Source organism: uncultured Apibacter sp. (assembly GCF_946479295.1).
Classification (GTDB): domain Bacteria; phylum Bacteroidota; class Bacteroidia; order Flavobacteriales; family Weeksellaceae; genus Apibacter.
Genome location: NZ_CAMLFD010000001.1, coordinates 280538 through 303882, shown reverse-complemented (window position 1 = coordinate 303882; position 23345 = coordinate 280538). Strand labels below are relative to the sequence as shown.

At 29.5% G+C, this 23345-nt stretch carries 19 protein-coding genes; 14 read left to right on the top strand and 5 right to left on the bottom strand.

Annotation, left to right across the window (positions count from 1 at the left end; genetic code table 11):
* Positions 1 to 11: 11 nt before the first annotated feature.
* Positions 12 to 776: a TIGR03915 family putative DNA repair protein gene (locus Q0T35_RS01460; RefSeq protein WP_295840599.1), complete on the top strand. Its 765-nt coding sequence runs from the start codon at positions 12 to 14 to the stop codon at positions 774 to 776.
* Between the two features lie 587 nt (positions 777 to 1363).
* Here the strand turns inward: Q0T35_RS01460 and Q0T35_RS01455 are convergent.
* Complete coding sequence (locus Q0T35_RS01455) at positions 1364 to 3838, bottom strand: TonB-dependent receptor (RefSeq protein ID WP_295840598.1); 2475 nt, start codon at positions 3836 to 3838, stop codon at positions 1364 to 1366.
* Between the two features lie 243 nt (positions 3839 to 4081).
* Between Q0T35_RS01455 and Q0T35_RS01450 the strand changes: the two genes are divergently transcribed.
* From Q0T35_RS01450 to Q0T35_RS01435, 4 genes are read left to right on the top strand one after another with little or no spacing between them, the layout of a single operon-like run.
* Positions 4082 to 4447 carry an NADH-quinone oxidoreductase subunit A gene (locus tag Q0T35_RS01450; RefSeq protein ID WP_293918624.1) on the top strand — a complete coding sequence of 122 codons (366 nt, stop codon included), beginning with the start codon at positions 4082 to 4084 and terminating at the stop codon, positions 4445 to 4447.
* Positions 4448 to 4488: 41 nt separating this feature from the next.
* Positions 4489 to 5037: an NADH-quinone oxidoreductase subunit B gene (locus Q0T35_RS01445; protein WP_293918623.1), complete on the top strand. Its 549-nt coding sequence runs from the start codon at positions 4489 to 4491 to the stop codon at positions 5035 to 5037.
* A gap of 21 nt (positions 5038 to 5058) precedes the next feature.
* Positions 5059 to 5553, top strand: a complete 495-nt coding sequence (locus Q0T35_RS01440; RefSeq protein WP_293918636.1) for an NADH-quinone oxidoreductase subunit C — start codon at positions 5059 to 5061, stop codon at positions 5551 to 5553.
* Between the two features lie 31 nt (positions 5554 to 5584).
* Positions 5585 to 6829, top strand: a complete 1245-nt coding sequence (locus Q0T35_RS01435; RefSeq protein ID WP_293918621.1) for an NADH-quinone oxidoreductase subunit D — start codon at positions 5585 to 5587, stop codon at positions 6827 to 6829.
* Positions 6830 to 7495: 666 nt separating this feature from the next.
* Here the strand turns inward: Q0T35_RS01435 and Q0T35_RS01430 are convergent.
* A complete protein-coding gene (locus tag Q0T35_RS01430; RefSeq protein WP_295809855.1) occupies positions 7496 to 7813 on the bottom strand; it encodes a YbjQ family protein in 318 nt (105 codons plus the stop codon).
* Between the two features lie 243 nt (positions 7814 to 8056).
* On the opposite strand from Q0T35_RS01430, the gene Q0T35_RS01425 reads away from it, so the two are divergent.
* Positions 8057 to 10102: a S9 family peptidase gene (locus tag Q0T35_RS01425; RefSeq protein WP_295840596.1), complete on the top strand. Its 2046-nt coding sequence runs from the start codon at positions 8057 to 8059 to the stop codon at positions 10100 to 10102.
* 231 nt (positions 10103 to 10333) lie between these two features.
* Here Q0T35_RS01425 and Q0T35_RS01420 read toward each other — a convergent pair whose 3' ends face one another.
* Positions 10334 to 11311, bottom strand: coding sequence for a polyprenyl synthetase family protein (locus Q0T35_RS01420; protein ID WP_295840595.1), 978 nt, complete (start codon positions 11309 to 11311; stop codon positions 10334 to 10336).
* A 252-nt stretch (positions 11312 to 11563) separates the two neighbouring features.
* Here Q0T35_RS01420 and Q0T35_RS01415 point away from each other — a divergent pair, with 252 nt between their 5' ends.
* The 5 genes from Q0T35_RS01415 (at position 11564) to Q0T35_RS01395 (ending at position 17409) form a co-directional block, all read left to right on the top strand.
* On the top strand, positions 11564 to 12430 hold the full coding sequence (locus tag Q0T35_RS01415) for a DUF6089 family protein (protein WP_295840592.1): 867 nt from the start codon (positions 11564 to 11566) through the stop codon (positions 12428 to 12430).
* 13 nt (positions 12431 to 12443) lie between these two features.
* On the top strand, positions 12444 to 13193 hold the full coding sequence (locus tag Q0T35_RS01410) for an isoprenyl transferase (protein ID WP_293917197.1): 750 nt from the start codon (positions 12444 to 12446) through the stop codon (positions 13191 to 13193).
* Positions 13194 to 13211: 18 nt separating this feature from the next.
* Positions 13212 to 15776, top strand: coding sequence for an outer membrane protein assembly factor BamA (gene bamA, locus Q0T35_RS01405; RefSeq protein ID WP_295840590.1), 2565 nt, complete (start codon positions 13212 to 13214; stop codon positions 15774 to 15776).
* 102 nt (positions 15777 to 15878) lie between these two features.
* Positions 15879 to 16868, top strand: a complete 990-nt coding sequence (locus tag Q0T35_RS01400) for an OmpH family outer membrane protein (RefSeq protein WP_295840588.1) — start codon at positions 15879 to 15881, stop codon at positions 16866 to 16868.
* 16 nt (positions 16869 to 16884) lie between these two features.
* A complete protein-coding gene (locus tag Q0T35_RS01395) occupies positions 16885 to 17409 on the top strand; it encodes an OmpH family outer membrane protein (RefSeq protein WP_293917188.1) in 525 nt (174 codons plus the stop codon).
* A 141-nt stretch (positions 17410 to 17550) separates the two neighbouring features.
* Here Q0T35_RS01395 and murF read toward each other — a convergent pair whose 3' ends face one another.
* Positions 17551 to 18831 carry a UDP-N-acetylmuramoyl-tripeptide--D-alanyl-D-alanine ligase gene (gene murF, locus Q0T35_RS01390; RefSeq protein WP_295840586.1) on the bottom strand — a complete coding sequence of 427 codons (1281 nt, stop codon included), beginning with the start codon at positions 18829 to 18831 and terminating at the stop codon, positions 17551 to 17553.
* 276 nt (positions 18832 to 19107) lie between these two features.
* The gene (mdh, locus tag Q0T35_RS01385; protein ID WP_293917185.1) at positions 19108 to 20046 is read right to left on the bottom strand and encodes a malate dehydrogenase; all 939 of its coding nucleotides are present in this window, start codon (positions 20044 to 20046) and stop codon (positions 19108 to 19110) included.
* A 155-nt stretch (positions 20047 to 20201) separates the two neighbouring features.
* Between mdh and Q0T35_RS01380 the strand changes: the two genes are divergently transcribed.
* The 3 genes from Q0T35_RS01380 (at position 20202) to Q0T35_RS01370 (ending at position 23324) form a co-directional block, all read left to right on the top strand.
* Positions 20202 to 20918: a glycosyltransferase gene (locus tag Q0T35_RS01380; RefSeq protein ID WP_295809881.1), complete on the top strand. Its 717-nt coding sequence runs from the start codon at positions 20202 to 20204 to the stop codon at positions 20916 to 20918.
* Positions 20915 to 21580 carry a lipid-A-disaccharide synthase N-terminal domain-containing protein gene (locus Q0T35_RS01375; protein ID WP_293917179.1) on the top strand — a complete coding sequence of 222 codons (666 nt, stop codon included), beginning with the start codon at positions 20915 to 20917 and terminating at the stop codon, positions 21578 to 21580. The genes Q0T35_RS01380 and Q0T35_RS01375 overlap by 4 nt, the downstream gene beginning before the upstream one ends.
* Positions 21581 to 21680: 100 nt before the next feature.
* Positions 21681 to 23324 carry a glycosyltransferase family 39 protein gene (locus tag Q0T35_RS01370; protein WP_295840582.1) on the top strand — a complete coding sequence of 548 codons (1644 nt, stop codon included), beginning with the start codon at positions 21681 to 21683 and terminating at the stop codon, positions 23322 to 23324.
* Positions 23325 to 23345 lie beyond the last annotated feature (21 nt).

Here is a 23345-nt window from a genome sequence, read left to right as displayed (position 1 = left end):
TTAAAAAAATAATGATACTATTTTCTTATGATAAGACGTTAGATGGGCTTTTATGTGTAATTTTTGAGGCATATCAAAAGAAATTATTTCCAGAGATGCTTATAAAATTAGGAGATATTCCTCCTTTATTTATCGACCAATTATTAGAGATACAAACAAGAGAAGAGATTGTAGTAAAAGTATGGAATTATCTAAAGAAAAAAATGTCTAAAGAATCACTTAACATTATTCATGCAGTTTGGCTGTCGGAGCAAGATGAAAGAGATTGGTTACTATTTAAATATATTAAAAAAGCCATTGATAGCAAATTTGCCGGTCATACCGATTTTGGTGACGATGTAATAATTCAAGCCCATAATTTAGCTAAAAAAGTCTATAAAGAAGGATATAATTGGAAACAATTTGTTCGATTTAAAAAATCCAGAGACGGAATCTATTTTGCTCCTGTGTATCCCATTTACAATAGTTTACCGCTGGCTATTCCGCATTTTAAAGATCGATTTTCTTTTCAGTCTTGGATTATTTATGATTTAAAACGTGATTATGGATTTTATTATGATAGTAAAGAGGTTATTCAAATGACGCTAGAAAGAGATAATGAATATTTCAGCAAAGATTCAATCAATGAAAGTTTATTGGATTCTAAAGAAGTACTCTTTCAGGAATCATGGAAAAAATACTATCAGGCGTTAACCATTAAAGAACGAATTAATCTAAAGAATCAAAAACAACATATGCCAAAAAGATATTGGAAATATCTGACAGAAAAACAATAAATGATGAGATGAGGCTTTTACAATTAAAAGGATTATCTTTTTTATAAGTTAAAGATTAATATTTATTTTCTATTACTTTTTTATCATTTTATTTAACCACATATAAATTCTCAAAATTGTTAATTAAATTTAATGATATTAATTTAAATATTTATAGTTAAATAATCTTGAAAAAGCATTGAATGCCGTATTCTTATTTTATTTTTATTTATTTCAATGAAATTCTCATTTTAACAAATTCCTACCTATAATTTTATAAATATTTTTGAGTACAGAATAAGTGTTTTTTTTCTTTTATTTCTAAGTTGAAAATTTTAATTCTCAATTTTCCTTTGTACACATCCTATTAATATGAATTAAACCTGCAATTTCAATTCTGAAAATGTGAATAGTTTGGATAAAAAAAATAACAATAAATTATTTTAATACGAAATATTTATAAGAAGAAAAACGCTATTATATAATTTTCTCAAGTTATGAAGTCATTTCATCGTAATATATATCTTTTTTATAATAGATACAAAAAAACTACCAGCCTAAGCAGGTAGTTTTAATATTAGTAATTAAAAAATTATTTGATGAAAAAGTTAGAATTTATAGGTAAGTTGAAGTTTAAAATTTCTAGGATCAATTTGATTAATATAACCACCTCTATAATAAGACGTATAACCAATTTTATCGAAAATATTATTAAAGAAAAATTTTAATCCTATATTTTGATAAGTGTATCCTAATTGAGCATTGACAGTGGTATAATCAGGCATATTAAAAGGTTTTATACCCGGGGTGGAACCATGACCATCAGCTCTTAAATCTGAACTATGGTCATTAATAGGACGATCACCTACATAATACACACCAACGCCTACAACAAGGTTTTTTAATGCTCCATTATTGACTAAGTATTGTACCCATCCATTTGCAGTAGTATACGGAGCATTCATAGGTCTTGAACCATTTACATAAGCTACGCTATTTTTATATTGTACATCTGAATAAGAATATCCTAAAATTACTTGTAAATTTTCCAAAATGTGACCATTCGCCTCGATTTCTACCCCATTTCTTCTTAAATCTCCTGCTTTAGAGTAATATCCTGTACCTACTCCATTTTCATATACTTGGTAAGATATATCATTATTTTTAATAAAGTAATAGGTTACATTAAAATCTAATTTTTTATTAAACCAATCAGATTTCACTCCTACCTCAAATTGGTTAGTAACGGAAGATCCAATAGTACCTCCGTCTTTAGTAGGATTACTTGCGGATCGTAAATTAGTTGTAGTAGCATAATTACCAAAAACACTTATATTTTTTAAAGGGCTAACCATTACTCCTACAAAAGGATCCCATGCCTCATTAGCGGCATCTATATTCGGTTTTTTAGCATCTTGACTAAAACGTAATCCTACATTAGCTCGAATGTACTTATTTATTTCAACAGCATCTTGAATCATTATTCCATATACTTCTGACTCACTTGAACTAGTTGAAGCAATTGCGTCGAAGGCAGATTTATTGATTCCTTTTGGTAATACATTTGGTATTTTATCAAATATATTAATTACATCTATATTTATAGATCTATCTATAGCAGGTAATCCAGTTTTAGGATCTAAAATTACCTTTCCCCTATCGTCTCTTCTATATTTTCCATGGGTAATGGAATTTGTTTTATTTAACTTATAATCAAAACCTGTTTGAAAAGTGTGTTTTACTTTACCAGTATAGATATTTTTTCCAATCAAATCAATTTGTATTACTTTATTTTTATCTTCACTTTCTGACCAAGCTAAAGTTCTGGCACGTCTGGTAAAATCAGTGACATCTTTTCCTGTTTCATCTTTAAATCTATAAGGGCTAGCTAAAGAACCTAACCCGTAAGTTTCTTCGTTATTTTCAGATGCCGCATATAAAGCACGTAAACTTAATACATCATTTAATTTTCTTACAACTTTTGCACTGTATGTGGTAATTTTTGTGTTCTGATTATCAGTTGTCCATCCATAAAATTTGTGGGTGGTATCTAATAGGTTATTTTTATCAGAGTCAGTTGAATTTACGGTACCTCTATCCGGGGTGATATTATTATTTAGGTAATCTAATTCAAGAGTAACGGTTGTTTTATCGTCAGGCCTCCATTCAAAGGATGGATTTATGTAAACTCTGTTATTATCGACTCTAGGTTTATAACTGTCAGATCTCTGGTAGGCACCATTTAAACGAAATCCGGCCGTTCTTTTTTTATCTAATACAGTCTGATAGTCAAATGTTGGTCTGAATAATCCCCAGCTTCCTGTTTCAATGGCGACGTTTCCAGCTGTTAAAAACAAAGGAGTTTTAGTAACTACATTGATAACTCCTCCCGGACTTCCTAATCCGTTCCCTATACCTTGAGTAATAGCTGCTGAACCGCGTAATACTTGAACACTAGATACTCCTTGCATGTCAGAGAGTAAAGAAGCAGATCGGAAATCAGAATCAACTTGAACACCGTTTTTTAATACAGGAGTACCGCGATATCCTCTGATTGACATACTTTCAGAAGCTCCCCCATAAGTTCCGAATAAAGTCACTCCCGGAACATTTCTAACTGCATCCGTTAAGGTTAACGCTCCTTGCTTATCAATAATTTCACTGGTAATAACAGAAATATTTTGAGGTAATTCTCTAGGAGCAACCGGAAGACGGGTAATCATATCTAATCCGTGTATTTGTTTGGTTCCGTATATAGTCACATCATCTATATCACCTTTTCCATATAATGTTATACTTATGTCTTGAACTTCATCTGGATTGAGTATAATAGATTTCGTATAATCATTAAATTTAGTTGAGGTGATAGTTAATTTATGAAATCCATCATTAAGACCAGATACTTCAAAATATCCAGATTGATTATTAACCTCAGAAACTTTTTCATCGTCAATGTAAATAATTGCCGTTTTGATCGGTTTGTCTTCAACATCTAATAAATATCCTTTAATTCCTGATGTATATTGAGCTAATAGTAGCTGTCCTAAACATAAAAGAACAAAAGCTATGTAGGTTTTTTTCATAATAATTTTTTATTTTTTCGGCAAATATAATTTTAATTTAGACCAATTACAAATAAAATGAGTTTTTTATGTTGTTGTTTTTATTAATATATTGATTGTTAATATTTTATATTTGTTTTTGTTTTTTTTATTCTAATTTCTTGTAGGCTAATTTGAAGATGTTTAATAGCTGAAATAGAGGTCAACTATAAAAAATATATTAACTTTGCATTCTAAAATTGAAAGTATAAAAAATTAGAAAGGATGAGTTTACCTATAGATTATGTTCCAGTACTTATACAGGTTGCAGTAGCTTTAGGGTTCAGTGTAACAGCTCTAATCGGATCGGCTATGTTAGGTTCGAGAGTACACGGGAAAGTTAAGGATGATACCTTTGAATGTGGAATAGCATATGAAGGAGATGCCCGTTCGCCCTTTTCAGTTAAATATTTTTTAACAGCAATTTTATTTGTATTATTTGATATTGAAATCATCTTTTTTTATCCCTATGCTTTAAATATAAGAGATTTCGGAGTAGAAGGCTTTTTAGCGGTATTAACATTCATTTCCGTTTTTCTTATGGGCTTTGTATATGTGGTTAAAAAAGGCGCACTGGATTGGGAAAAATAGGAATAATAAAAATCTATTTTTAAAATATTTTTAAAAAAGAAATGGCAGAAAAAAAAGTTAAGATTGTTGAGGCTCCTGAAGGAGTTAGTGGGCCCGGATATTTTGCCGGAAATTTTGATAAGATCATTGGATTAGCAAGGTCTTATTCACTATGGCCATTACCATTTGCTACCTCTTGCTGTGGAATTGAATTTATGGCTATACAGGCTTCCAATTATGATTTATCACGTTTTGGAGCAGAAAATATGTGTTTTTCGCCAAGACAGGCAGACCTTCTTATGGTCTGTGGAACCATATCTAAAAAATTAGCTCCGGTATTAAAGCGAGTGTACACTCAAATGGCAGAGCCTAAATGGGTGATGGCAGTGGGGGCCTGTGCTTCAAGTGGTGGAATTTTTGATACCTATTCAGTATTGCAAGGAATTGATAAAGTTATTCCCGTAGATGTATATGTTCCCGGATGTCCTCCTAGACCTGAACAAATTATTGAAGGTTTTATGCAAATTCAAGAAATAGCTAGAAATGAAAGTCTAAGAAGAAGAGAATCTGCAGAATACAAAGAATTATTAAGTTCATATGAAATTTCGTGATAATTTATGGAAGGAAAAATTATAGATAATCAATTTGTATTGCAACTCATAACAGATGAGTTTGGAGATGGTATTATAAGGACATATGAACCGGATGGAATTTTAACCCTGGAAATAAAAAAAGATATTGTACTTCCCTTATTAACTTTCATTAAAAATCATGATATTAAAATTGATTTTTTAACGGATGTTTGCGGAATACATTATCCTACCAATAAAGGTAATGAACTTGGAGTAATCTACCATCTTCATAGCTTTATAAATAATTTTAGAATACGGATTAAAGCATTTTTTTCTATAGATAATCCTGAAATTGATTCAATTACCTCTATTTATTCTGCTGCTAATTGGCAAGAGAGGGAAACCTTTGATTTCTATGGAATCAAATTCAAAGGACATCCTGACCTTACAAGAATACTAAATAGGGACGATATGGATTATCATCCACTTTTGAAGCAATATACATTGGAAGATACTACTCGCACTGATAAAAATGATGCCATGTTCGGCAGATAATTTAGTAAAATAAAATAGTTAGAATAATAAAATGTCTAAGCAAAAAAATATTAGTGATTTGATTGATTTATCAAATTCTGTGGACAAATATATTGTGAAGGAACAAGTAGACGGCGAGTTGCAAAGAATCAACTTAGGACCTACACACCCTTCTACTCATGGTATATTTGAAAATAAAATATTGATGGATGGAGAAAGGATTGTATCAGCCAAATCTACGGTGGGATACATTCACCGAGCATTTGAAAAAATATCTGAAAGAAGAACATATTCACAAATCACTACTCTAACAGATAGGCTTAATTATTGTTCATCTCCAATTAACAATATGGGATGGCATATGACCATGGAGAAATTTTTGGGAATAAAAGTTACCAAAAAAATTGATTATATGCGTATCATAATCATGGAGTTGGCAAGAATAGCAGACCATTTGGTTTGTGACTCCGTAATGGGAGTTGATACAGGTGCTTTAACTGGATTTACATACGTATTTCAGGATAGAGAGAAAATATATGATCTATACGAGCAGGTTTGTGGAGCTCGTATGACAACTAATATTGGAAGAATAGGAGGATTTGAACGTGATTTTAGTCCGAAATTTCATCAATTAATAAAAGAATTTATAGCAGAATTTCCTAAAAGATTAGAAGAATTTGCCAGTTTGCTAGAAAGAAACAGAATCTTTATGGATCGGACAATTGGAGTGGGGGGGATCTCAGCTGAAAGAGCCTTGAATTACGGTTTTACAGGTCCTAATTTACGAGCCGCTGGAGTAGACTATGATGTGAGAGTAATGAGTCCTTATTCTTCTTATGATGATTTTGATTTTATTATTCCAATTGGAACTGCAGGAGATGCTTACGATAGATTCATGGTACGTTTACAAGAAATGAGGGAAAGTTTCAAATTGGTTAAAAATGCTTATGAAAATTTACCTGAGGGCAATTACCATGTGGATGTTCCAGAATATTATCTTCCCGATAAACCAGATGTCTATACAAGTATGGAAGCATTGATTTATCATTTTAAAATAATTATGGGAGAAACAGATATTCCAACTGGAGAAGTTTTTCATTCCGTTGAAGGAGGAAATGGTGAATTAGGATTTTATATGGTAAGTGATGGAGGAAGAAGTCCTTATAGACTGCATTTCCGAAGACCGTGTTTTATATATTACCAAGCTTATCCGGAATTAATAAAAGATCAAATGTTATCAGACGCAATTATAACTTTAGGAAGTTTAAATGTTATTGCCGGAGAATTAGATGCATAAATGTAACTAAACTTAAATTACATATATTAAATAAAAAACTCTCATTTTTGAGGGTTTTTTGTTTATATAAAAAAGACTTTATTAATAATCTTAATTTTATAAAAATACAATAAAATAAATAATAGGAGGTATGGAGCAATTAAAGAGGACTCATATAATGTTATGTTCAAAAAGTTAAGCCTGAATACGATATTTAAAAATAATTCAGTGTAAGTAATGAGAACTCTTTTATCGGAAAATTGTCTTCTTTATAAAAGAATGAGAAAAAAATTAAATTCAGGAAATTTATTGATAATATATTTATTCCATGAATGTGTTTTTTTCGGAAAAATCTGAAACTAATTGTAAGGCTAAGATTAATGTGCCATGTAAATCTTTTATTTTATTTTTTTGTATTTTCCGTGAAAGTATTATGAGACATCTTCACGGAAAATATTGTGTAGCATCGTACTTCAAAGCTAAATTTCATAGAATTCGCCTCCACCATCTAATAAATGAATCCTGAAATGAGATCTTTAAAAGATTCTTTTAATATATTTTCTATTTGTATTTCTTTTTATTTCAAATAAAATAAGTAGCGTTGTCGCTATCAATATTTGTTTATGAATAAATTGAAATACTAAATAAAAAGGCAGAAAATTGAAAGGAGTTTTATCAATATTTATTTTAAATTATTACAGCTGTGCCAGAGATAGATACCATAATCATACTCCCTTTAGCACCCAAAGTTTCATAATCTATATGAATACCGATAACAGCATTTGCTCCTAATTGTTTTGCGTTTTTTTCCAACTCTTGTAATGCCGTTTGTTTAGCTTCAATTAAAACTTTTTCATAAGCAGTAGACCTACCACCGAAAAAATCGGTAAGATTAGCTTTGAAATCCTTGATAAAATTTGCTCCAATAATAGTTTCACCGCTTACAATACCCTTATATTCCTTAGTGGTAAATCCTTCAATAGAATTAGTTGTAGTTAATATCATTTATTAATAAATTAAAATATTTGCGCAAATATATGAAATTAAAGTAGGGATAAAAGTAGGGGTAATGAAAATTAAATAAATTTTTATAAAATAAAGATTTTAAATATTAACAATGATCAAATTTGTTTATTAATAAATATAATTTATTGTATTTTATTTATAGGGACTTAATAAAAATATCTAAACTATTGTCTTTCTATATTTTTACCCTTATTTTTGATGTTGATAATAAATTAAGTAAATATGCAGGCACCTGTAGCGAAGAAAATTCCTAAAAAGTTGGTTATTCATAATGATACAAGAATCGATAATTACTATTGGCTTAATGATAGAGATAATCCGGAAGTGATCGAGTATTTGGAGAAGGAAAATGCTTACACCCAAGAGCAAATGAGATCTACGGAACAATTACAAAAAGATTTATTTGGAGAAATGAAGTCTAGGATCAAAGAAGATGATGAGTCAGTTCCCTATAAATTTAATAAGTATTGGTATGCAACCAAATATATAAAAGGGGGTGAATATCCGATATATATTCGAAAAAAAGAATCTTTAGATGCCCAAGAGGAAATTATGTTTGATGTTAATCAAATGGCTAAAGAATATAAATTTTATCAAATTGGAAGCATTAGTGTAAGTCCGGATAATACAATGGTCTGTTATTCTGTTGATACAATTGGACGAAGAATCTATTCAATACAGATTAAAAATTTAATAACAGGAGAATTACTTTCCGATATATTAGAAAACACAACGGGGAATGTAGTATGGGCAAATGATAATCATACACTATTTTATTCAGTTCAAGACCCAAAAACCTTACGTTCTTCTAAAATATATAAGCATGTATTAGGAACATCACAAAAAGAAGATATATTATTATTTGAAGAAAAAGATGAAACCTTTACTGTATATGTAACTAAAACTAAATCCTTAAAATATATAGTTATAGCATCCGGTAGTACATTAACTGATGAATATAGGTTTATTCCTGCCGATAATCCCAATGCAAAATGGAAAATATTTCAAGAGAGAATAAGAGGGTTAGAGTACTCATTCGACCATTTTGATGATTTCTTCTACATTCTTACTAATAAAGATGGTGCTACTAACTTTAAATTGATGAAGACTTCAATAACAGAAACAGAAAAAGAAAATTGGATTGAAGTAATTCCGCATAATGAAAAAATCTTACTGGAAGGATTTGAGCTCTTTAGAAATTATTTAGTGACAGAAGAACGTGAAAGTGGATTAACACATATAAAAATTAAAAGTTGGGACAATTCAGTTACGTATGAAATTCCTTTTGAAGAAGAAGTTTATACAGTGGGCACATCTGTTAATAGAGATTTTGATACAGAAATAATAAGGTATCGTTATACCTCTATGACTACGCCATGGAGTGATATAGATTATAATATGCGTACAAAAGAAAAGACGGTATTAAAAGAGCAGGAAGTAATCGGAAATTTTACTAAAGATAATTATATAACTAAGAGAATATGGGCAAAAGCAAGGGACGGAGTAAGTATACCTATGTCTTTAGTAATGAGAAAAGATACAAAGCCTTCAAAAAATACCCCCTTATTATTATATGCTTATGGATCTTATGGATATTCGATGGATGCTACTTTTAGTTCAATACGCTTATCTTTATTGGATCGAGGCTTCATTTACGTAATAACTCATGTAAGGGGTGGGGAAGATTTAGGTAGACGTTGGTATGAAGAAGGGAAAATGTTAAAAAAGAAAAATACATTCTTCGATTTTATAGATAGTGCTGAATATTTAATTAAAAATGAATACACTTCATGCAATCATTTATATGCCAATGGGGGAAGTGCCGGCGGTTTATTAATGGGAGCAGTAATTAATTATGCACCCAAACTTTTTCATGGAGTGGTTGCAGATGTCCCCTTTGTAGATGTAGTTACCACCATGTTGGATGAGAATATTCCCTTAACCACAGGAGAATATGACGAATGGGGAAATCCAAATCAAATAGAATATTATAATTATATGAAATCTTATTCTCCATATGATAATGTCGAAAAGAAAGAGTATCCCAATATGTTAGTAACAACCGGTTTACACGATTCTCAGGTACAATACTGGGAGCCGGCTAAATGGGTGGCAAAACTTAGAGATATGAAAACAGATTCTAATCTTTTATTATTACAAACCAATATGGATGCAGGACATGGAGGTTCAAGCGGACGTTTCGAATCATTGAAAGAGGTTGCATTAGAGTATGCATTTTATTTATTTCTAGAAAAACAAGAAAATTAATTGATAGTTATAATGATAGGAAGTTTAGAAAATAACAAATTCATCTTATAAACAATAATCGGAGAAGGGTGCCATTTGCTTATAAAGTGAAAAATTATTTTTTAAATTTCCTTCTATATTAATATAAAAATCCATCGCTTAATTTATAATGTTCAATTTTCAAAATGCTAAATTTATTTAAATGAAGTGGTCAAATGATTGTAATTGTAGAAAAATAAAAGTGTTAATTCTTTAATGTTTTCTTTCAATAACATATTTTAGCATAAGCTCTAAAGAATCGCGATTTTCGTTTTTAGGAAAAGTAACTAAAATATCTAGCGCTTTTTGTTTATATTCATTCATCTTATTTATCGTATAGTTTAGTCCTCCGTTTTCCTTAACAAAATTAATTATTTCAGAAACTCTTTTTTTATCCTTGTTATGATTTTTAATGGAATTAATTAACCACTTTTTGTTCTCTTTAGTTGTTGTAGAAAGAACGTAAATTAAAGGGAGTGTCATTTTTCTTTCCTGAATATCAATTCCTATAGGTTTCCCGATAAGATTGGTACTTGTGTAATCAAATAAGTCATCTTTAATTTGAAATGCAATACCAGTATATTCCCCAAAGAGTCGCAGTTTATCAGCATTTTCATCAGAAGCAAAAGTAGAACGTGCTCCAGCTTCGCAACAGGCAGATATAAGAACAGCAGTTTTTTGACGTATAATTTCAAAATAAACTTCTTCTGTTATATCAAGCATACGGCTTTTTTCCAGTTGCAGTAACTCTCCTTCAGACATTTCACGTATAGTTCTAGAGATAATTGATAGTAAATCTAAATCTTGATTATCAGTAGCTAATAATACGCTTTTGGAAAGAAGATAATCACCTACCAAAACAGCAATTTTATTTTTCCATAATGCATTAATTGAAAAGAACCCTCTTCTCATATAACTCTCGTCTACTACATCATCATGGACTAAGGTTGCAGTATGAATAAGTTCAATTAATGAAGCTGCACGATAAGTTTTATCAGTTATAGTACCGGTAAGCTTAGCTGTTAAGAATACAAACATAGGACGCATTTGCTTACCTTTTCTTCTAACAATAAACTGAGTTATTCTATCCAACAAGGGAACTTTACTTTTCATAGATTCATAGAATCTCTTCTCGAAAAGCTTCATTTCATCAGCAATTGGAATTTTAATTTGTTCAGTTATCTTAGACATTAGATTTCAAAAATAATCAAATTTTACATATAACAATTTTAAAATTTGAATTTTATTTTTAATAGAAAGGGTAAAAAGATATTTAAAATAAAGGTTACGTACTAAAAATAAGTTAATAATAAAATAAAGAGTATAAACATAAAAAGAATTATTATATTTGTTGTTTGAGATGATAGATAATTGCAAAGAAAAATGCAACATAATAACTTTATTTCACGTTTAGTGCATTATGTGAAATAATATTAAATTAAAATGAAAAATATTTTCTTATTAATTATTCTAATTTGTACTTGTTGTCTGATACATATAAAGGCCCAACGTAATGAACTTGGAATTTCTATTGGAAGAGCTAATATTATTGGAGATATAGGTAAAACAAACTATATAGAGATTTTACCTATGGATATGGATAGAATACCAATTTCACTAGGTCTACTTTATAGATATAATTTAGATAATAGACAAAGCTTAAGGCTTAATTTAATATATAACAGGGTGTTTTTTGATGATGAAAAAGCGAGTGAAGATTACAGGTACAAAAGACATATTTCAGGAAGTAATACAATATTAGAAACCTCGGTTCTATTTGAGTATTATTTCTTTGATATTAATGATATAAAATATTCCGGATCATCCCCTTATATATTTGCTGGAATTGGAGGATATGGATATAATGATAGAAAATATACAATCAATCATACACGTGCTAAAAATTCTGATGGATCTTTTCGAAACCCAAAAGATTATAAGGATTTTATAACAGAGGAAAATTATAAAAAATCCATGAAATTCGGTTTTAATATTCCTTTTGGAATAGGATATAAAATTAAGATTAAATACGATTGGTTATTATCATTTGAAGTAGGAGCAAGATATACATTTCAAGATAATCTTGATTATAGTTCTGTAAAAAACAAAAATATAACTATAAATGTTGATCCAAAGTTAAATAGCATTAGTGCGACAGATTCTAACATAAAAGATGAAATAAATAGGAGAAACTCTAAAATAATAGGAAAACACCAAACAGGTAATACATTTAAAAGTAATGATTGGTATTTAATATGGGGAATAAACTTAACATATACATTTGGTAGACCTCCATGTTATTGTTATTAAATTAAAATTATTAATGTCTAAAAAAGATATATTTATAGAAGAAAATAAGTTACCCCGACATGTTGCTATAATTATGGATGGCAACGGTAGATGGGCTAAAAAAAGAGGTATGATTCGTAGTTTGGGACATCAAAATGCAATTAAAGCCGTTCGAGAAGCAATTGAATTTTGTGATGATACAAATATACCCTATCTTACCTTATATGCATTTTCTACAGAAAATTGGAATAGACCGATTTTAGAAGTTAATTCATTAATGGGATTATTAGTGAATACTATAAAAAAAGAAACAAAGAGTTTAAAGGAAAAAGGGATTAGAGTTAAAGTAATCGGTAATATTGATAAATTCCCTAAGAATGTTAGCGAGGAGTTGAATATACTGATCACTGAAACTTGTAATAATCAAAAGGGGACCTTAACCTTAGCATTAAGCTATGGTTCTAAAAATGAGATTGTAGATGCAACTAAAAAAATAGCCTTAGATTTTTCAAACAATGAATTGTCCTTAGAACAAATAAATGAGAATATTTTTAATCAATATTTATATACTAATGATCTACCAGATGTAGATCTTCTTATTAGAACTAGTGGAGAACAAAGAATTAGTAATTTTTTACTTTGGCAAATAGCCTACGCAGAATTATATTTTACAGATACATTATGGCCTGATTTTAACAAAGATGAATTTTCGAAAGCAATAGAATTTTATCAGACCAGAGAAAGAAGATTTGGAAAAATAAGCGAACAAATAAAAGTAAAGTAAAAGAAGTAAAAATTATACATGAAGAAATTATTAGCGGCCGTTTTAATCTCAATACATACATTTATATTTGGTCAGGTTTCAGATAGCGTCCAAGTGTCTGGGCAAACATCTAATGCTGGGGTGAATAAAGATTTAGATACCTCTTCTAAAGATGATTCTGCATTACGTATTAAAGAGATCAAAATTACAGGAACCGATAAGTATTCCAAAAATCAAATCATGCGATACACAGGCTTATATGAAGGAGATATAGTCGAAATACCTGGAATGCAGATTAATACAGCAGTAAAAAAGTTGTGGGATTCTAAACTTTTTGCTAATGTTGAGATCTTTTTAACCAAAATAATTAATAAAGAAGTGTACCTTCGAATAAATCTAGTTGCACTTCCTGATTTAGGAACAGTTAAATTCCATGGAATCAGTAAATCAAAAGGAGAAAAGCTTATCAAAGATAATGGGCTTAAAACTAAATCTAAAATTACTGATGATTTACGTACTAAACTTCAAAACTCTATAAAAAATGAGTATACGGAAAAGGGTTTCCCTGATGCCATGGCTGTTATAAAAGAATCTGCCAATCCATCAGATCCTAATTTGGTTAATTGGAATGTAACAATAGATAAAGGACCAAGAGTTAAAGTAAGTTCTATCAAGATTAACGGAACTAAAGTTTTAAAAGCTTCAACCGTGAGATCACGAGCTTTTAAAAATACAAAACAAAAAAGATTTTATCGGTTTTGGAAGAAATCAAAATACGTTCCGGAAAAGTATTTAGAAGATTTGAACAGAGTAGTTGAAACATTTCAATCATATGGATTTAGAGATGCTAAAATAACTTCAGATACAGTAATCAGAACAAATAAAAAAAATTTTAATGTTAAAGTAAATGTAGAAGAAGGAAAAAGATATTATTTAGGAAATGTTACCTTTTCAGGAAATTCTGCTTATTCCAGTGAAACGCTAACTAAAGTCATTGGCTATAAAAAGGGAGATCCTTATGATGCTGTCGGATTTAATAAAAAAGTATCTGGATCAGAAAAAAATGATGATATAGCGACTCTTTATTATAATAATGGATATGTATTTTCAAATGTAATCCCAATAGAAAAAGCAGTACGAAACGATACTATTGATGTTGAAATAAAAATAAGAGAAGGAGAACAAGCCTATTGGGATAAGGTGACTTTTTCAGGAAATACGAAAACCCATGACCATGTGATACAACGTTCTCTCAGTACTAGACCTGGGGATCTTTTTTCAAAAGAAGATATACAAAGAACTATTATGGAATTAGCTCAAATGGGATATTTTGAAGCACAAACCTTACGTCCGGACATCACACCTAATGTAGAAACCCGTACGGTAGACGTTAATTATAAATTAGAAGAAAAAGGAACAAATAGTCAGATAGAATTACAAGGAGGATATGGAGGTAATCGATTTATTGGGACTTTAGGACTTACATTCGGAAATTTCTCATTTAATGATTTTTTTAAGAAAAAAGCTTGGAAGCCGATACCATCAGGAGATGGACAAAGCATATCATTAAGAGCTCAAGCAGGAAGCAATTATCAAAACTATAGTATTTCGTTTACAGAACCATGGATTACCGGTAAAAGACCTACCTCTATGACTGTATCTCTATATAGTACTATATTAAACTATAATAATTATTACGCAGAAGGAAAAAATAAATTAGATATATATGGAGGTCAAGTAGGTTTAACCACCCGTTTAAACTGGCCGGATAATTATTTTAGATTATCTTATGGAATTAATTATCAATTATATTCTTTCAGAAATTATCCATTTAATATAGCCGATGAAAATGCATTAGGCTATACCACCTGGGATAATGGAGAAAGTAATAATTTTAGTTTATATGCAAGTTTAGGAAGATATTCTGCAGGATTTGATCCAATTTTTCCAACCATGGGATCAGAATTTGAGCTTTCTATCAAATTTACCCCTCCCTACTCAGCGTTTAATAATGAGGATTATAATAAGAAGACCGATAAGGAAAAATATAAATGGCTAGAATATTATAAGATCAAGATGAAAGCTTATTGGTATCAAGAATTAATTGGAAAATTTGTTTTGAAAGCTGGAGGAGAGTTTGGATTCTTAAGTAATTATAATTCTAAGGTAGGAATACCTCCTTTTGAAAGATTTTATTTAGGAGGAACCGGTCTTTATGGAAATAGATTTGACGGTAGAGAAATTATTCCTTTGCGAGGTTATAGAGATGCAACTTCTTTTGGTGGAGTTTCAGGAGAAGATATAACTCCACTAGGTGGAGGAACTTCATATTCGAGATTTATGCTGGAATTGCGTTATCCGGTTTTATTAGGAGGTGCTACAAAAATTTATGCATTAACTTTTGCAGAGGGAGGTAACACTTGGAGCAATAATAAGTCATTTAATCCGTTTGAGTTAAAAAGGTCAGCTGGATTTGGAATTAGAATTTTCATGCCTCAATTTGGTATGTTAGGATTTGATTTCGCTAAAGGATTTGATTCAACAATTAACTCAAATAGTGCTAATGGTTGGGAAACTCATTTCATATTCGGTCAACAATTTTAATTATAAGTATAGTCAGATATATTATTAAAATAATATATTTATAGATAAATTAAGTTTGTAAAAAATTGGTATGATTTTAGAAAAGCCCTATATATAGTTACAATGAAGAAAATATTGACATATGCACTGCTATTACTATTTAGTTACGGCATTGCTCAAAAAATGGCTTATGTAGATACGCAGTATATTTTAAAACAATTACCGCAATATCAACAATCTGAACAAAAACTGGATAATGAAATAAAAAAATGGCAGGAAGAGATTGTAAATAGACAATCAAATTTGGAAAAGTTACGGATTGAATTTGAAAATGAAAAGATATTGTTAACGGATGATCAGCAAAAATCCAGATTGTCTCAAATTGATAGCACTGATAAAGCATTATATGAATTTATTGAAAAAAAATTCGGATCAAAAGGCGAGTCAATCAATCTTAGAGTTAATTTAGTAAAACCTTTACAAGATCAAATCTGGAATGCAATAAATGCGATAGCAGCAAAAGATAAATATAACTTAATATTAGACAAGTCTTCTGATTTAATTATGGTTTATACTGATTCTAAATATGATATTACAGATAAAGTTTTGAAACAATTAGGAATTGCAACAAAAAATAAAGAAAAAGAAGATAAAAATGCCAAAACATCTGCATCTTTAAAGCCAAATGAAGATCTAGATAGTAAATCAAACGATACAAAAAATAATAAAGAAAAAAAAGAGTCGAACAAAAAGCAACAAAAATCAGGATGGGGAAGAAAATATGTTCCCAAAAATAAGCAAAGTAAAACTAAATCAGAATCTGAAGATATTGATAACACAAACGAATTGAATAATAACAATCATCAATCTTTAGATTTAAATGAAAGTAAAGACAATTCTAAAGAAGGCCTTAAGAAAAAGACATTAGAATCAAAAATAAATATTTCTGCAACTGAGGAAAATGTAGATAAATCTAATGTTTCTGCTAATCCTAAAAAAGAAATTAAAAATACAAGTAAAACTCAAACAAAAACTGGATACGGAAGTAAATATGTCCCAAAGAAAAAAACTCAAAATAATAACCAAAACACTGAAAAAAATACAAGTAAATAATAAAATTAGAATAGAAATGAAGAAAATCACTTTAGTATTCCTCTTAACTGCATGTGTTGGAGCTTTTCAATTTATTAAAGCTCAGAATGTAGCTCATGTGAATTCTATGGAATTATTAAGTCTAATGCCTGAGAAAAAAACAGCTGATGATCAGTTGAAAACCTTAGCTGATCAGAAAAAAGCAGAAATAAAAAAGCAAGAAGAAAGCTTTACTGCTAAGTATGAAAAAATTCAAAAAGATTTACAAGGCAAATCTCAAGCTGATTTAGAAAAAATGAAAGATCAACTTCAAAAATATGAAGAAGATTTTCAAAAAGATCAGCAAAGTTTAGTTGCATTAAGAGAAGAAGCTGCAAAAGCTTTAGATAAAAAACAGGCTGATTTATATGAGCCAATTATGAAAAAAGCTCAAGATGCCATTGATAGTGTTGCTAAAGCAAAAGGATATCTTTATGTTTTTGATACTTCTCAACCTTCCCTTTTATATGCAGAGGGACCAAATATTCTAAATGATGTGAAAGCAAAATTAGGGATAAAATAAGACTAAGAAAATTGATAAATACAAATATGAAATGAAGGAGAGGCATTATTTAGCCTCTCTTTTTTTGTTTTAAATTGAAAGGATTCAAAAAGTATTGATTATTAAAAATGATATATAAATCATACTTTATAGAAATAAGTATTAGGGTAGAAATTCGATAAGCCTTTCCAGAGCCATAGCTCGAGAACCTTTCAGTAAAATATTTTTGGTAGGTATCGTATAATTTTTGAGAAAATCTGCCATATCGGATGTCGTATGGAATTTTTGGATTTTATTGCAGTTTGTTGAAATTGTAGAATAAAAATTATTACCTACTAAATAAATAAAGTCAAAGTTTAAACTTTCTGCTAAATTTAAAATTCTTTGATGTTCTAAAGCGGATTCTATTCCCAATTCATACATATCTCCGATAATTACGGATTTACTACCTTTGAAATGAGAAAAATTTTCTAAAGAAACTTCCATACTGCTTGGATTTGCATTATATGTATCCAATACTAATATAACGTTGTTTTTTTCAACAATTTGAGACCGTTGGTTTTGCGGCGTATAATTTTCAATTCCCTTTTTTATTTGTTCAATATCTATTTCAAAATAAAGTCCTAAACTAAAAGCAGCACATAAATTAGAAAAGTTATAATCTCCGGTAAGTTGAGAGTTGACGGCTATATCTTGATATTGTATGCTGAGACGATGCTGGTCTTCAAAATGTGAAAATGTATAAGTTCCTTGTGAACCAAAAGTTATTCTTTTGATTCCATCACTCAAAGTAACTTGTAAAGGTTCATCAGTGTTAACCAAAGCATATCGGTTGTACTTTCTTAAATAAGTATAAAGCTCAGACTTACCTTTAATTACACCATCCTTTCCACCAAATCCTTCCAGATGAGCTCTTCCAAAATTCGTAATATATCCGATACTAGGTTGAGAAATACTACTTAAAAGTTCAATTTCTTTAAGATGATTAGCACCCATTTCTATTATTGCAACTTCATGTTTAGAGTTGATCGATAAAATAGTCAGTGGTACTCCAATGTGATTATTTAAGTTACCTTGAGTGTATAAGACCTTATATTTTTCAGCTAAAACAGAAGCGATAAGTTCTTTTGTAGTTGTTTTACCGTTACTTCCTGTTAAACCAATGACAGGAATATGTAACTGATTTCTGTGATATCTCGCTAGATTTTGTAATGCAAATAAAGAATTTTCAAAATAAAATAGGCCCTTTTCCGGATTAGAAAGTTCAATATCATCTACTACGGCTCCTAACGCACCATTTTTTATAGCTTGTTCGGCAAAAGCATTGCCATTAAAATTGCTTCCTTTTAAAGCAAAAAATAAATTTCCTTTTTCAATTTTTCTTGTATCAGTTGCAATGCCTGATGATTGCAAATAAATGGAATATAATTCAGTAATTGTCATATATGATATTTCCTATTTTATTATACAAAAATAAATATTTGTCATGTATTAAGATTAATAACCAATATAAAATAGTAATACTTAGTTATTCATATATATTAATAAATTTTAAGACCTATTTAAAATACTTTTATAACAGGAATTTGATTGATGGAAAAATAGATTGAATTATTATTTTGTAGTTAATTTAATAAGATAATGAAATCGCAGTCATAATGTATAAAAAAAACAGCTTATTTATAAGCTGTTTTTTATAAATAAGGTGAATTTAAATTCTTATAAAACCTTCATTTCGTGTAACACATTATTCATATTTCTTACTGCATCAGCAGAAGCTTTGAATTTAGTTTTTTCATCATCGTTAAGTTCTAGCTCAACAATTTTTTCGATGCCATTTTTACCTAATACAACAGGTACACCAATACAAATATCCGATTCACCGTATTCTCCGTCAAGATATACGGAACAAGGTATTACTTTTTTCTCGTCGCGAATAATGGATTCAACAACAGCAGCGCCGGCAGCACCAGGAGCATACCATGCAGAAGTGCCTAGTAATTTAGTTAAGGTAGCTCCACCCACCATTGTATCGGAAGCAACTTTTTGTAATTGATCAGGGGTAAGAATTTTTGAGAAAGGTACTCCCTGGCATGAAGCAAAACGAGTGAGAGGAATCATGGTTGTGTCTCCATGTCCACCAATGACCGTAGCTTGAATATCATTTTGGGATGCACCGCTAGCTAAAGATAAATAGGTTTTAAAACGAGATGAATCCAAGGCTCCCCCCATTCCTATGACTCTTGACTTTGGTAGGCCTAAAGATTTAAGCGCTAAATAGGTCATAGTATCCATAGGATTGGAAATAATTATTAGTATGGCATCAGGAGAATATTTTAAAATATTAGTAGCAACATCTTTTACGATGCTTGCATTTGTACCAATAAGATCTTCACGAGTCATTCCCGGTTTTCTAGGAATACCGGAAGTAATTACGGCAACATGGGTTCCGGCAGTTTTAGAATAATCGTTGGTACTTCCGGTTATAGTAGTATCAAACCCTAAAAGAGAAGTGGTTTGCGTTAAATCTAATGCTTTACCTTCAGCAAAACCTTCTTTTATATCAACGATTACCAATTCGTCAACTATTTCTTTTCTTGCAATGTTATCAGCACAAGTAGCTCCTACAGCCCCCGCACCTACTACAGTTACTTTCATATTTTTATACTTAATTTATTGTTAATATTTTTCTCAAAGTTATAACAAGTTTAATTATAATAAAATGTCGTTTATCATTTTTTAAAACATAAATCGATAAATTTAAATTTATTAATTTTTTAATAAATTTGATCATAATTTTACATCCCACATACATGGAATATGAATTAACGGTAATTATACCAGTTTTTAATGAAGCAGATAACCTTGAGCGTGTTAAAAAAGAAATGTCAATATTTTTGAATGCTGCTAAGAAGAAATCAAAAGTCCTTTTTATTAATGATGGTTCAAAAGATTCAAGCCTCTCGGTAATTCAAGAAATATGTAAAGATAATGATGAATTCACTTATATATCTTTTGATAGAAATTATGGGTTGAGTTCAGCCATTAAAGCAGGATTTGATTATACAAATACTCGATGGGTTGGTTATATAGATGCTGATTTACAGACTTCTCCAATGGATTTTAATATTCTTTTAGATTATGCAGATCAGTATCAATTAGTGACAGGAGTAAGGGCTAATAGGAAAGATAGTATAGTAAAAAATCTATCTTCTAAAATAGCTAATGGAATACGTCGTGCATTCACCCATGACGGAATGGATGATACTGGATGTCCATTAAAAATTATTCAAACTGACTATGCAAAAAAAATACCGATGTTTAAAGGATTACACCGTTTTCTACCTGCGATGATATTGCTACAGAATGGAAAAGTTATACAACATCCTGTACAACATTTTGAAAGAATAGCCGGTAAATCAAAATTTCATTTATGGAATAGATTGTTTGGCCCGTTAAGTGATTGTTTTGCTTTTATTTGGATGAAAAAGAAATACATTAATTATAAAGTTGCAGAGAAAAAAGTATGAAAAATATTTTGATTGAAAATTTCTTTTATAATAAGAATTTTATAAAATATTTTACCTTAAGTCTTGGCTTTTTGGCGCAATTACTTTTTTCAAGCAGAATGATTATTCAATGGATCTCTGCTGAAAAACATAAAAAAGTTACTTCCGATCTGATTTTCTGGCAGGTTAGCCTTGTCGCCTCCTTCTTTTTATTCATATATGGATATTTGAGACATGATTTTTCAATAATGTTAGGTCAGCTGATAACTTATTATATATATATTAGAAATATACAATTACATGATGCTTGGATGAAATATCATGTAGTTTTCAGATATATTTTGTATTTGTTTCCTATACTAGCAATTACATTAAGTCTATGGAATAGCGCTTTTGATTTAAATAAACTTTTTAGTAGGAATAATATACCTTTATGGCTGCTAATTTGGGGAAGTTTGGCTCAAGTACTTTTTACCATGCGTTTTATATACCAATGGATTTATTCTGAAAAAATAAAAAAATCAGAATTACCCATGGGCTTTTGGTTATTAAGTCTTACAGGAGCTTTAATGATTTTTATATATTCAATTATTAGGAAAGATCCCGTATTATTTGCAGGTCATATTATTGGAATTATTGTTTATACTAGAAATATAATTATTCTTAAGAAAAGCAAAAAGTAATTTAATATTTTAAAAAATAAATTTATTTGCTTTTTCATTTTACATTTACAAATATTCGTTGTCTAAGTAAAAATTTTATTTTTTCTAAAATAAAATATTCATGAAAAATATCAACACCAAACATATAGTTTTACTCTTATGCGCATCAATCATTATTTTAGGAATAAATCTTGGTTCTATGCCTGTAAATATAATGGAGGCTAGAAACTTTATTACGGCAAGAGAAATGGTTCAAGACGGACATTGGATATTAACTACTTTAAATGGAGAACCAAGATATGAAAAACCGCCACTTCCAACCTGGATGACTGCATTTTTCGGATATTTATTCGGATTTCATGTAGTTTCTATTTTACGTATATCCGTCGTACTTGTAACTATCCTTTTGGTAATTTATATATACAAATTTTCTTTAAAATTAAGCATATCCAGTCAAGCAAGCTTTCATAACGGATTAATTTTACTCACCTCTTTTTATATTTATTTTGCTGGTAGAGACAATCAATGGGATATTTATTGTCATAGCTTTATGATTGTTTCCATCTTTTATCTTTGGAACATAATACGATTTAGAAATGCTACATTAAAAAATGCTATACTCGGAGGAATATTTCTCGCTTTTTCCATACTTAGCAAAGGGCCTATTTCATTATACGCATTGTTATTGCCTTTCTTAATTTCATATGGTTTTACTTATAAATTTAATTTTAAAAATAAAAAGTCTTATAAGCTCCTAATAATTTATTTAGTAATAGGCCTTTTAGGAGGGATCTCTTGGTCAGTTTATATACATTGGATGGATTCTGAGCATTTGAATTCAATGGCAAAAAAAGAAACTTCACGATGGATCAATGATTATAATTCTAAATCTTTTTTTTACTATTGGAGTTTTTTTACACAATCTGGCATTTGGACTATTTCTGCCCTGTTGGCGCTAATTTATCCTTACATGAAAAATAAGGTTTCTAATCTTAAAGCATATAATTTTACATTATTATGGACGGTGTTATCTTTATTTTTATTAAGCATAATTCCTGAAAAAAAAGTAAGATATATCCTACCTACACTGATTCCACTTGCTTTGAATACAGGGTTTTATATAGAATATATCCTTAATGGTGTAAAAAATAAATTGGATAACATTTTTTTAAAAGTGAATTTTGGATTAGTTGGATTAATTGGTATGGCCTACCCGTTTATTATTTTTCTAGGATTCGGAGATACAATTTATCAACAAATTAATTGGGCTATTTATTCCTCAATGGCTTTATTTATAGTAGGAATCAGTATAATAATTTTACTTAAAAAGAAATTTTTATACAATGCATTTTATTCTTTGATACTTTTACAATGCATGGTAATTGTATTTGTTTTTCCTTTAGCAAAAAGTTTCTTATATAATCCTAATTATAAATCGGTAAAAGAATTGCATAGATTTACTACAAATAAGATGAGTTTATATGATTATAAGTATATGTCACCGGAGATAGTTTGGGATTATGGAGATAAAATTCCTCCCATAGATGATAAAGGAATTGAAAAACAATTAGTTTTAAAAAATGAAAACTATATTGGTGTACTTTGCTTTCAAAAAGACACAAATTATTTAATAAACAAATTAGGGGGAATTTATAATGTCAAAAAAGTTTCTTATATTGATCTAAATACAGTATCCCCACAAAATAAATCATATAAAGATAGATTAGTCCGAGATTTTTTAATAATTTATAAAAAAAGCTATTAAAACTTTTTAGGGGCAGTGGAT